General features: G+C 48.8%; 9 protein-coding genes and 2 tRNA genes. 8 read left to right on the forward strand and 3 right to left on the reverse strand.

Going from position 1 to position 11,911, the window contains the following annotated elements:
* Positions 1–23: 23 nt before the first annotated feature.
* From hflK to H8L47_RS16340, 5 genes are all read left to right on the forward strand, one after another.
* The gene (hflK, locus tag H8L47_RS16320; protein WP_186954648.1) at positions 24–1,298 is read left to right on the forward strand and encodes an FtsH protease activity modulator HflK; all 1,275 of its coding nucleotides are present in this window, start codon (positions 24–26) and stop codon (positions 1,296–1,298) included.
* The gene (gene hflC, locus H8L47_RS16325; protein WP_186954649.1) at positions 1,298–2,200 is read left to right on the forward strand and encodes a protease modulator HflC; all 903 of its coding nucleotides are present in this window, start codon (positions 1,298–1,300) and stop codon (positions 2,198–2,200) included. Before hflK ends, hflC begins: the two co-directional genes overlap by 1 nt.
* A 114-nt stretch (positions 2,201–2,314) precedes the next feature.
* Positions 2,315–3,466: an ATP phosphoribosyltransferase regulatory subunit gene (locus H8L47_RS16330; protein WP_186954650.1), complete on the forward strand. Its 1,152-nt coding sequence runs from the start codon at positions 2,315–2,317 to the stop codon at positions 3,464–3,466.
* Positions 3,467–3,469: 3 nt separating this feature from the next.
* On the forward strand, positions 3,470–4,783 hold the full coding sequence (locus tag H8L47_RS16335) for an adenylosuccinate synthase (protein ID WP_186954651.1): 1,314 nt from the start codon (positions 3,470–3,472) through the stop codon (positions 4,781–4,783).
* Between the two features lie 23 nt (positions 4,784–4,806).
* Positions 4,807–5,340, forward strand: a complete 534-nt coding sequence (locus H8L47_RS16340; protein ID WP_110254186.1) for a phosphoribosyltransferase — start codon at positions 4,807–4,809, stop codon at positions 5,338–5,340.
* Positions 5,341–5,589: 249 nt separating this feature from the next.
* Here the strand turns inward: H8L47_RS16340 and H8L47_RS16345 are convergent.
* A tRNA-Leu gene (locus H8L47_RS16345) sits at positions 5,590–5,674 on the reverse strand.
* Between the two features lie 295 nt (positions 5,675–5,969).
* Positions 5,970–6,054, reverse strand: a tRNA-Leu gene (locus H8L47_RS16350).
* 159 nt (positions 6,055–6,213) lie between these two features.
* Here H8L47_RS16350 and rnr point away from each other — a divergent pair.
* The 3 genes from rnr (at position 6,214) to cysE (ending at position 10,323) form a co-directional block, all read left to right on the forward strand.
* Positions 6,214–8,706, forward strand: coding sequence for a ribonuclease R (rnr, locus tag H8L47_RS16355; RefSeq protein WP_186954652.1), 2,493 nt, complete (start codon positions 6,214–6,216; stop codon positions 8,704–8,706).
* 35 nt (positions 8,707–8,741) lie between these two features.
* Positions 8,742–9,473 carry a 23S rRNA (guanosine(2251)-2'-O)-methyltransferase RlmB gene (rlmB, locus tag H8L47_RS16360; protein WP_186954653.1) on the forward strand — a complete coding sequence of 244 codons (732 nt, stop codon included), beginning with the start codon at positions 8,742–8,744 and terminating at the stop codon, positions 9,471–9,473.
* A gap of 103 nt (positions 9,474–9,576) precedes the next feature.
* Entirely contained in the window at positions 9,577–10,323 is a 747-nt protein-coding gene (gene cysE / locus H8L47_RS16365) for a serine O-acetyltransferase (RefSeq protein WP_186954654.1), read from the forward strand.
* Positions 10,324–10,365: 42 nt separating this feature from the next.
* Here cysE and H8L47_RS16370 read toward each other — a convergent pair whose 3' ends face one another.
* Entirely contained in the window at positions 10,366–11,910 is a 1,545-nt protein-coding gene (locus H8L47_RS16370; RefSeq protein ID WP_186954655.1) for an NAD(P)H-hydrate dehydratase, read from the reverse strand.
* Position 11,911: the final 1 nt, after the last annotated feature.

The raw sequence follows: 11,911 nt of genomic DNA on the forward strand, positions 1-11,911 counted from the left end.
ACTATTCATTGGATAGCGACAGAATGCTTGTTTCACTTCTCAAAAGAATTGGTTTAACCATGTCTATAAACGACCCGCAATGGGGGCGTGGTTCGCAAAATAATAACCAAAATAACAATAAGCCAGATAATAAAAAACCGCCTGAAGGTCCACCCGACCTGGATCAGTTGTGGAAGGACTTTACCCAAAAGTTAGGGCGTTTGCTTGGGCAAAATGGCGGTGATAACGGAGGCAATGGTGGTAATTTTTCACCAGACTCAGCAGGTGCTAAAATTGGCGCCTCGCTGATTGCTGCCGTAATAGCTCTGGTCTGGTTGTCCAGTGGTTTTTTCATAGTGCAGGAAGGTCAGACTGCCGTCATCACGACGTTTGGTAAATTCAGTCATCAGACTACAGCGGGTTTTAACTGGCGCTGGCCTTACCCAATACAGGGCCACGAGATAGTCAATCTATCTCAAGTCAGGACAGTAGAGATCGGTTATAAAAAGGGTTCCAAAGAACGTGAATCCCTGATGCTGACAGATGATGAAAATATCGTCGATATTCAATTTGCGGTTCAATATACATTGAATAATGCTGCTGACTGGCTATACAACAATCGGGATCAGGAAGAGATGATACGTCAGGTAGCCGAGGCAGTTGTGCGTGAAATTGTTGGTAAAAGCACTATGGATTTTGTTTTGTATGAAGGGCGCGAAAAAATAGCGCTTGATGTCAATGCTGGAATGCAAAAGATCCTTGATGCTTATCGCTCAGGTGTGCAAGTGGCACAGGTGACCATGCAAAATGTACAGGCGCCAGAGCAAGTTCAGGCTGTTTTTGAAGATGCGCAAAAAGCCAAGCAAGATAAAGAACGCCTGAAAAATGAAGGCATTGCCTACGCTAATGATGTGATTCCAAAAGCACGTGGTGAAGCTTCACGCATGATCCAGGAGGCAGAAGGTTATAAGGCCAGTATTGTGGCTAATGCACAGGGTAATGCATCACGTTTCCAGCAAGTGTTGGCCGAATATCAAAAAGCGCCTGCAATTACCAGAGACAGGATATATCTGGAAACCATGCAGCAAATATTCGCCAATACCAGCAAGTTGATGATGGACACCAAGACAGGCAATAACATGATTTATCTGCCGCTGGATAAAATGATTAATCAGGGAGATCAATCTGCGGTAAAGGCTGCTGCGCCAGCGCAAGTGGCTATACCTGCTGCGGACCAGATCCCCACAGTGGAAATGCGCTATGGCAAGGATGGAAGATCAAAAGATAATCGTGACACACGCGAAAGGGAGGGCAGATAATGAATAAGTTAGCCACCCTTATCATTGCACTTTGTGCAGTAATTCTAGTTGCATACTCGACTATTTTTGTCGTTGACCAGCGTTCGCACGCGATTGTATTTGCCTTGGGTGAAGTCAAGTCCGTGATTAGTGAACCAGGTTTGCATTTTAAGTTGCCACCGCCATTTCAAAACGTCTTGTTTTTGGATAAACGTATTCTGACTATTGATACCGATTCCGCCGACCGTTTTGTGACTTCTGAGAAAAAAAATATTCTGGTTGATTCTTATGTGAAATGGCGCATCAAGGATCCGCGTCTATATTTTGTCAGTTTCAATGGTGAAGAGCGCAGGGCGCAAAACAGAATGTCTCAAATCATCAAGGCTGCGTTGAATGATGAAATTACCAAACGTAAAGTAGGCGAAGTTATTTCGACTCAACGCGGCAAGGTCATGGACGCTATCAAGAAAAAAGTGTCTGACGAAACCAAGAACATAGGTGTTGAGATTATTGACGTACGCCTCAAGCGGGTTGATTATGTCGAGCAGATCAATACTTCGGTTTATGATCGTATGAAGGCTGAGCGTACCCGTGAGGCAAATGGCTTGCGTTCTACCGGTGCGGCCGAGTCCGAAGAGATTCGAGCGGATGCGGATAAGCAAAGGCTGGTTATCAAGGCTGAAGCTAACCGTGATGCGCAAAAGATACGCGGTGCGGGTGATGCGGAAGCATCGCAGATTTATGCTCAAGCCTTTAGTCAGAATCCAGAGTTTTACAAGTTTTACCGTAGTATGGAAGCGTATTCTGCCTCATTCAAGGGTAAGAATGACATTTTGATCGTGGATCCAAATTCTGAATTCTTTAAGTATTTCAAAAGCCCGTCTTCAATTGGTGGTGCTGCCCCTGCTGTAAAGACCAAGTAATACTCTGCTACATGTAGTAATAGTAGCGACAAACAGCGATCTGCACAATTTTTGTGCAGATCGCTGTTTGTCGGATAGACTAAACCAATTTCTTGTTTTTTTTGATTGTTCTTCATGCCAAATTGGCTTTTACCTGAAAATATTGCTGACATCTTGCCCTCGGAAGCGCGCAAGATAGAAGAGCTGCGCCGTGTATTGCTGGACAATTTTAGACTGTATGGTTACGAGCTGGTCATGCCGCCCATGCTGGAATACATAGAATCCTTGCTGACTGGCGCCGGTCAGGATATGGATTTGCGTACTTTCAAGCTGGTGGATCAACTCTCTGGCCGTACCATGGGGCTGCGTGCTGATATGACCACGCAAGTAGCCCGTATTGATGCGCACTTGTTGAACCGCCGTACGGTTACCCGTCTTTGCTATGCAGGCAGTGTCTTGCATACCAAACCGTCTGGCTTGCATGCCACGCGCGAGCCTTTGCAAATTGGTGCCGAGATTTATGGCCATGCTGGTCTGGAGGCTGATGCCGAGATCCAGGAACTGGTACTGGCTTGTCTGGCACTGGCGCACGTCAAAGATGTTAGGCTGGATATGTGCCATGTCGGCGTTTTGCGTGCCTTATTGGCTGCTGACCCATTGGCCAAGGCCGAAGAAAATGCACTATATGCCTTGCTGGAAGCGAAAGACTTGCCTAGCATCGACAAATTGAGCCAGAATTTTTCACCTGAAGTGCGTGCTGCATTGATGGCTTTGCCTGGTCTGTATGGCGATATCTCGATTATTCAAAAGGCGCGTGCCGTATTGCCTGCATTCACAGGCATACAAACCGCACTAGATGAGCTTGAGCATTTGGTGCGTCTGACAGGCACGGCCCATGTCACGATAGACCTCGCTGATTTGCGTGGCTACCACTATCATAGTGGGGTGATGTTCAATGTATTTGTTCCTGGTTTACCAAATGCGGTTGCACGTGGTGGGCGCTATGACCATGTGGGTGAGGCTTTTGGTCGTTCACGCCCGGCAACAGGATTTTCTCTAGATCTGCGTGAACTGGCACGTCTGCTGCCTTCCGCCGAGAGAAAAGACGCAATCCTTGCCCCTTGGGGTAGTGATCCTGCTTTGCGCGAGAAAATCACAGCATTGCGTGGTGAGGGCGAAATCGTGATCCAAAGTCTGCCAGGACACGAAAATGAACAAGACGAATTTGATTGCAATCGCGCACTCATTTTCGATGCAGGTAAATGGATTCTTCAAAATGTAGGTTGAGTGATGACACAAACTAAAATTGCAAAAAACGTAGTCGTAATCGGCACCCAGTGGGGCGATGAAGGCAAAGGAAAAATCGTTGACTGGTTGACGGACCACGCCCAGGGCGTCGTGCGTTTTCAAGGTGGACACAATGCCGGCCATACGCTGGTCATCGGCGGGCAAAAAACTGCTTTGCAACTGATACCATCAGGCATCATGCGCGCTGGTACTGCATGCTATATCGGTAACGGCGTGGTTTTATCCGTGCCTGATCTTTTGCGTGAAATCGACAAGCTACAGGCAAATGGTGTGGAAGTCGCTTCCCGCCTGAAAATTTCAGAAGCTTGCCCTGTCATTTTGCCTTATCACACTGCGCTTGATGCGGCTCGTGAAATTGCCCGTGGCGCTGCCAAGATTGGCACTACAGGTAAGGGTATAGGCCCGGCTTATGAAGATAAAGTTGCTCGTCGCGCCATACGCGTCGCTGATTTACTCAACGAAGAGCGTTTTGCGGAAAAACTGCGTGATAATCTGGATTACCACAATTTTGTGTTGACCAATTATCTGAAAGCGCCAGCGGTCGAGTTCCAAAAAACGCTGGATGACACGCTGGCCAATGTGCCGCGTATCCGTCCTATGGTGGCAGACGTTTCGAGTGCACTGTACGCAGCGCACAAGGCGGGTGCCAGTTTGTTATTTGAAGGTGCGCAAGGCAGTTTGCTGGATGTGGATCATGGTACTTATCCCTTCGTTACATCCAGCAATTGTGTGGCTGGCAATGCGGCGGCGGGTTCTGGCGTTGGCCCAAATATGTTGCATTACATCCTGGGCATCACCAAGGCTTACACAACCCGCGTAGGTTCTGGCCCATTCCCGTCTGAATTGCCAACTGATGCAGGCGTAGGCAAGCATTTGGCCAGTGTTGGCCATGAATTTGGTACAGTCACTGGCCGTGCCCGTCGTTGTGGCTGGTTTGATGCCGCCTTGCTGAAGCGCTCAGTGCAAATCAATGGTGTTTCTGGCATGTGCCTGACCAAGCTTGATGTACTGGATGGCCTGGAAACATTGAAGCTGTGCACGGGTTACAAGATTGATGGCAAGGTCGTGGATATCTTTCCGGTTGGTGCTGAAGAAGCGGCACGCTGCGAAGCTATTTATGAAGAAATGCCAGGCTGGTCTGAAAGCACTGTTGGCGCACAAAGCATGGATGCTCTGCCAGTCAATGCCCGCAATTACATTATGCGAATTCAGGAGCTGGTTGGTGTTCCTGTCGATATGGTCTCTACCGGACCAGATCGCGAAGAAACCATCGTGTTAAGGCACCCGTTTATCTAAGAAGGAAAAATAAAAATATGAATATGCCTGCATCTACAGACAAGGACTTATGGGTTTCCTGGGAAGCCTATCATCGTTCCATCGAGCAGCTTGCATTGAAAGTGCATGAGTCTGGCTGGAAGTTTGATCAAGTTTTGTGTCTCGCCCGTGGTGGCTTGCGTCCTGGCGATATTTTCTCCAGAATTTTTGATGTGCCTCTGGCGATTTTGTCGACCAGTTCATATCGCGAAGAGTCAGGCACAGTGCAGGGCACTCTGGACATAGGTAAGTATATTTCCATGACCAAGGGTGCACTGCAGGGCAAAGTGCTGGTAGTGGACGATCTTGTTGATTCTGGCGTTACCCTGGAAAAGGTGCTCGTGCATTTGCGCGAAAACTTCCCGGCTGTGACCGAAGTAAAGTCGGCAGTGATCTGGTACAAGGCATGTTCATCGGTGGCTCCGGATTATTATCTGGACTATCTGGCGAACAATCCCTGGATACATCAGCCTTTTGAAGAGTATGACAGTATCAGGCCGCATCAGTTGAATGCCTGGTTGAAAAAGGGCGCAGCTTAATTGGTAGTTATAAAAACGGAAGCAATTTGCTTCCGTTTTTTTATGTCGACACTATGCAATTGTCTGGTGCTTCATTGTGAGGCATTTCTCGTGTTTCACCGAGGGAGGGCTTATTAGTCCCTGTCAGACTTTGCTTGTTTGAGATGGTGCGGATGGTTGGTGCAAATATGGTGCAGCTTGCGCAAATGAGAAAAGCAAATCTGGAATTGAAAAAGCCCGCTGATTTTCATCAGCGGGCTCTCAAACTTGTGGTGCCCACGGAGGGACTCGAACCCCCACATCCGAAGACACATGGACCTGAACCATGCGCGTCTACCAATTCCGCCACGTGGGCAACGGAAGGCATTATTATAGAGCATTTACCTGGTTTTGGGGAAATATTTTTCCTGGATAATGCGACTGGCAATTTGCGCGCTAATATTGGCATGTTGATGAGCAATTAAACTAGCATCTGCTGAGAGTCTTGTTATGTATGAACAGCAAATGATATGGCAGTCTGGGGTAGGGTGAGAATGACTTACAGAGAGGACGAGATTGTTTGAAAGCCAGGTTTGCTGTGGCAAGGGGATTGAAAACGGAAGGCATAATTGAAAAAGCCCGCTGATTTTCATCAGCGGGCTCTCAAATTGTGGTGCCCACGGAGGGACTCGAACCCCCACACCCGAAGGCACATGGACCTGAACCATGCGCGTCTACCAATTCCGCCACGTGGGCAACGGAGAACAACATTATAAATTAATTGAAGCATTTGTCAAGGTGAGTCACCTGAGCAATACAAGAATTGTTAGGCGAAAAAGGTTAGCTACAGTAAACTATGGCCTGATAAGATTTTGGCGTAAGCCAAATTAACTTTTTTAAGAAAAAATACAAAATTTGAACAAGCATTCATACCCCATCCCCAGTCGCGAAGAGATACTGGGTGTTCTACGTACTAACACGGCAAAAATGACAACGTCTGCGATTGCAGAGGTGTTGTCAGTGAAACCTGAGGAGTTAGATGGCATGACACGACGATTAAACGCGATGGAAAGAGATGGGCAAGTCAAAGTAGATAAAGGTGGAAATTATTCCATCGCCAATCAAGATAATTTCATCAGCGGCAAAGTCAGCAGTCATCGCGAAGGATATGGTTTCCTCATCCCTGATGATGGCAGTGAAGACCTGTTCCTGCCAGAGCGCGAAATGCAAAAAGTCTTGCATGGCGACCGTGTCATGGCACGCGTGGTTGGTACTGACAGACGTGGCCGGCTAGAAGGCGGCATTCTTGAAATACTCGACAGAGCCAATACCCATGTCATCGGGCGCTTGCTAAATGAAAACGGGGTATGGATAGTGGCGCCTGAAGATAAACGCTTCAGCCAGGATATTTTGCTCACCGGTGCACCAGGTAAAGCCAAGGCTGGTCAGGTTGTTAGCGTCGAGTTGACTGAGCAGCCAACCCGCTATGCGCAACCAGTTGGTAAAATTGTCGAGATATTGGGTGATGTCGATGATCCAGGTATGGAAATCGAAATCGCTGTTAGAAAATTTGGTGTGCCGCATGAATTTTCTGAGGCAGTTAAAAAGGCTGCGGCCAAGTTACCTTCAGAAGTCAGAGATAGTGATCTCACAGACCGCGTGGATCTGCGTGATATCCCATTGGTGACGATTGATGGTGAAGACGCCCGCGATTTTGATGATGCAGTTTACTGTGAACCAGTCAAGATAGGTCGTAGCAAAGGTCACAGGCTCATCGTTGCGATTGCCGATGTCAGTCACTATGTCAATCCTAATGATGCTCTTGATGAGGAGGCTCTGCTGCGCAGCACGTCTGTATACTTCCCGCGCCGGGTAATACCGATGCTGCCAGAGCGCCTCTCAAATGGACTTTGCTCACTTAATCCTGATGTCGATCGACTGACGCTGGTTTGCGATATGGTGATTACTCAGGATGGAGAAGTCACGGCTTACCAGTTTTATCCGGCTGTCATCCATTCTGCAGCTCGCTTCACGTATACTGAAGTGGCTGCCATATTGGGTAACACCAAAGGCCCTGAGGCTGCCAAGCGCCAGACACTGGTGCCTCATCTTTTGCATCTGTATGAGGTCTTCCAGTCTTTATTGAAAGCCCGCCAGGTTCGTGGCGCTATCGACTTTGAAACGACAGAAACCTATATCGTTTGCAATCCTGCAGGCAAAATAGAAAAGATATTGCCGCGTACACGCAATGATGCGCATAAGCTGATTGAAGAGTGCATGCTGGCAGCCAATGTCTGCGCAGCAAATTTACTCGAAACTTATAAGCACCCAGGAACTTACCGCATCCATGCTGGCCCGACCAAAGAGAAACTGACTCAGGTTAGAAATTTCCTGAAGCAGGTGGGTTTGTTCCTTGGTGGTGGCGACAAACCTGCTGCATCGGACTATGCAGAGCTGATGAATAAAATTAAAGGCCGACCAGATGCGCCGCTCTTGCAAACCATGTTGCTACGCTCCATGCAACAGGCGGTATACAGTCCAGATAATATTGGTCACTTCGGTTTGTCTTACGATGCCTATGCCCATTTCACTAGTCCGATACGCCGATATCCTGATTTGCTGACTCATAGGGCCATCAAGGCAATTTTGCAAGGTCGCAAGTATGAACCCAAGGGCATAGACTTGACGCTTTTGAATAGTTCAGTATCGAATGCGACAAGAAAACAGCAGATCGCTGACAAGGCCGCTGGCAAGAAGAAGGAAGAAAAAGAACAGACTATCTGGGATGCTCTGGGTGTCCATTGTTCTGCCAACGAGCGCCGGGCTGATGAAGCTTCGCGTGATGTCGAAGCCTGGCTCAAGTGTTACTTCATTCGCAATAAGGTAGGTGAAGAATTCACCGGCATGATTACTGGTGTGACCCAGTTTGGTATTTTTGTCCAGCTTGATGAGATCTTTATCGAAGGTCTGGTGCACGTGACTGAGTTGGGTGCCGATTACTTCCAATACGACGAGGCGCGCCATGAATTGCGTGGCGAACGTACTGGCAAGCGTTATCAGTTGACCGACAAAATAACGGTGCAAGTCAGCCGGGTTGACCTGGATGCACGCAAGATAGATCTGGCCATAGTCCAGGCCGTGTCGCCACGCTCTGCAGGATTGGCAGATACTCGTGGTGCTGCAAATGAAAAAAATCGCAAGGGTGTTGCCAGCTCTAAAAAGGCGCTGCTTGCTCCTGAAGAAAAAGTGGTTTCCACTTATGGCAGAGGTGGTAAAACAGTTCCTGCCCAAAAAGTAAAAGAAGAAAATGTTTCTGGTGGGCGTCGCCAGAAATCCTCACCCGCTGTCGCTAGCGCCAAGAAAAAAGCGCCTGCTGCTGCAGGTAAGTCAGCGAAGAAAAGACGCTAGTACCTCAAAGAAAAGCATGTAAAGAAAAGAATGAAATGAAAAGTAAAATGATTTTTGGTTTCCACGCGGTGACCTCCCGGATCCGTCATGAAGCCTCCTCCGTCGAAGAAATCTATGTAGATTCTTCGCGCGTTGATGGCCGTATGAAAGACCTGTTGCAAGCGGCAAAAGCTGCTGGTGTGCGCATCATCCCGGCGGATGATCAGCGACTGAGCAATATTGTCGGTACGCGCCGCCATCAAGGTGTAGTGGCCAAAGCCAGTGAGTTGTCATTGGCACGTAACCTCGATGAATTGCTGGATGCGATTGATGGCCCACCTTTACTGTTGGTGCTGGACGGTATTACTGATCCGCATAATCTGGGTGCCTGCCTGCGTGTGGCAGACGGTGCCGGTGCTCATGCGGTTATCGCTCCCAAGGACAGGGCTGTGGGCTTGAATGCCACTGCCGCCAAGGTTGCCAGTGGTGCAGCTGAAACAGTGCCATACATTACCGTCACCAATCTGGCGCGTACCCTGCGTGAGTTGAAAGAGCGTGATATCTGGCTGGTCGGTACGACCGATGATGTCGAAAAAAATATCTATGATGTGGATTTCAAATCCGGCTGCGCCCTGGTCATGGGTTCGGAAGGTGAGGGCATGCGCCGCCTGACTCGCGAAACCTGCGATGTGTTGGTCAGTGTCCCCATGTTCGGTTCTGTCGAAAGCCTGAATGTCTCCGTGGCTTCAGGTGTTTGTCTCTACGAAGCACGTCGCCAGCGCCTGTAAGGCCATCGTGCCAGATAATGCCCGGCGATTTTGAGCGCCGGGCGCAGCGTTTGCAGAAATACGCTACTATCTTATTCCCTTCCGTCATATCCATATAAATTTCATGTTTAACAGCCTGAGAGAAGATATAGCCAGCATTATTAAGAAAGATCCTGCCGCCCGTAATGCGTGGGAGGTGATCACTTGTTATCCTGGTTTTCAAGCTATCCTCATGCACGGTTGGGCGCAATGGTGCTGGAAACGTGGGCTGAAGTGGTTGGGGCGTTTTATTTCTCATATTGCCCGTGTACTGACTGGTATAGAAATCCATCCAGGTGCAACGATAGGCCGAAGGGTATTTATTGACCATGGATTTGGTGTGGTTATTGGTGAGACTGCAGAAATTGGCGATGATTGCACGATCTACCAGGGAGTGACTCTGGGCGGGACTTCTTTGTCGCGCGGTGCCAAGCGCCATCCTACTCTTGAAGCAGGTGTCATTGTTGGTGCTGGGGCCAAGGTGCTGGGTGGCTTTACCATTGGTGCCGGGGCCAAGATAGGCTCCAACTCTGTGGTACTCAAGCCTGTGCCTGCCGGTGGTACTGCAGTTGGCAATCCTGCTCACGTCATCAAAAAAGAAGTGGCTTCTGCAGATTCAGAAACTGCGCATCTGTTCACGGCCTATGGTGTGACCCAAAACAGTGATGACCCAATCTCCAAAGTCTTGCATAAGCTGATCGATCACGCTGCTGCACAGCAAGAGCAGATAGAAAAACTGTCTGCAGCATTGGCGCATTCAGGCATCGCCTGTGATGCGACATCAGAAGTAGAAAAATTGATTCCAGAGCAGATTAATAGTCTGGTTGATTGAGCCTCAAGCTGAACCTTATTTTAGCCTTGAGCCTGTCGCGATTTAATGGCAGGCTTTAGTCTGATAGACCAACTGATTAATAATGGATCTGATCTCTGGCAGTAACTCGCTGGCGGTCAGGCCTATAGGCCCTGTTCCGCGTGCGACCAGTGCGTCGGCTGCATGGCCATGTACCCAAGTGGCGATTCTCGCCGCATCTATGCTGCTGCATGCCTGTGCCAGCAAGGCACCTGCTATACCTGCCAATACATCACCGGTGCCACCGCTTGCCAGCGCGGGATTGCCAGTCGTATTGATGAGCAAATCTCCATCTGGATGACAAATGACACTGCCAGAACCCTTTAGTATGACAACGGCGTTGAATTGCCTTGCCAATGCTTGAGCAGCTTGCAGTCGATTACTTTGGATGTCTGCCACTTTCTTGTTGAGTAATCTAGCCGCCTCCAGTGGATGTGGCGTGAGTATGCATGAGTTATTTCTATTGCTTAGCATTGCCTGCAACTTCGTGTCTGCAGCGATCAGATTCAAGGCATCGGCATCAATGATCAATGCCTTTGCAGTTAGAATCGCGCCAGTGAGTAAGCCATAGGCACTGGTCGATGTTCCCAGGCCTGGGCCTATGACAACCGTGGTATTTGTCAGTGCAATTTCCCCGATCTTGCGAAACATGATTTCAGGATGCAGACTGTCGTACGCTGGTGCTTCTGCCAGCATGCCGCAGTAAATCCGTCCTGCACCAGAATACTGAGCTGCCCTGGCAGCAAGTATGGCTGCTCCTGCCATTCCCTTGGCACCACCAAGTATCGCGACATCGCCAAAACTACCTTTGTGACTGTTTTGTTGGCGCGGTGCCAGGGCGTGTAACAGGGAAGTGCGCTCATTCAAATGGCAGTGGCATTCTGGAAAGAAATTTTCAGAAATATCCAATTTATTGACGGTGACATGACCAGCATAATCTTTGCCTGATGCCGTATGCAAGCCGATTTTATTGGCGATATACGTTATAGTGTGACTGGCTTGAATAACAGCACTGCTAGTGCTTGCAGGCTGTCCGGTATCAGCATTCAAGCCACTAGGCACATCAATCGCCAGAACAGGAATTGCCAGTTCAGCGGCTAGCTGATTGACGAATTCGATGAGCCTGGCAATATCAGCTTCAGGGGCTCGTTTCAAACCTATCCCGAATAAGCCATCAATGACCATGCTCCAGTTTTGTTGCGGGCCATGGAGTAGTGCGTCTAATTCTACAAATTCCAGTCCTGCATTCTTGGCTCTTTGCAGCGCTGCTTGCGCATCTTGAGAGTAATTCTCAAGTTCTCCGCACATGATACAAACTACTTTATATCCCTGTCTGGACAATTGATTCCCGGCTTCATAAGCATCCCCCCCATTATTGCCGGGCCCTGCCAAAATAAGTAGTGGGTCTTGCTTGATTGCGCCTATTTTGATTGCCAGTCCGGCAGCCGCCTGCCCGGCTTTTTGCATGAGCGTGACTTCACCCTGATGGGCCAAGGCGCGGGTTTCTATATCTCGTATTTGTTCTACGCTATACAGTCTGGCTTCATGTGTCAATGTCTGAAGCGACATG

Origin of the sequence: Undibacterium umbellatum (assembly GCF_014284125.1) — a bacterium.
Lineage (GTDB): Bacteria > Pseudomonadota > Gammaproteobacteria > Burkholderiales > Burkholderiaceae_D > Undibacterium > Undibacterium umbellatum.

Bases quoted from the DNA above. Each gene is read 5' to 3' on its own strand.
- hflC (WP_186954649.1), top strand. From the start codon at position 1,298: ATGAATAAGTTAGCCACCCTTATCATTGCACTTTGTGCAGTAATTCTA.
- cysE (WP_186954654.1), top strand. From the start codon at position 9,577: ATGTTTAACAGCCTGAGAGAAGATATAGCCAGCATTATTAAGAAAGAT.
- hflK (WP_186954648.1), top strand. From the start codon at position 24: ATGCTTGTTTCACTTCTCAAAAGAATTGGTTTAACCATGTCTATAAAC.
- H8L47_RS16340 (WP_110254186.1), top strand. From the start codon at position 4,807: ATGCCTGCATCTACAGACAAGGACTTATGGGTTTCCTGGGAAGCCTAT.
- H8L47_RS16370 (WP_186954655.1), bottom strand. From the start codon at position 11,910: ATGTCGCTTCAGACATTGACACATGAAGCCAGACTGTATAGCGTAGAA.
- H8L47_RS16330 (WP_186954650.1), top strand. From the start codon at position 2,315: ATGCCAAATTGGCTTTTACCTGAAAATATTGCTGACATCTTGCCCTCG.
- H8L47_RS16335 (WP_186954651.1), top strand. From the start codon at position 3,470: ATGACACAAACTAAAATTGCAAAAAACGTAGTCGTAATCGGCACCCAG.
- rlmB (WP_186954653.1), top strand. From the start codon at position 8,742: ATGAAAAGTAAAATGATTTTTGGTTTCCACGCGGTGACCTCCCGGATC.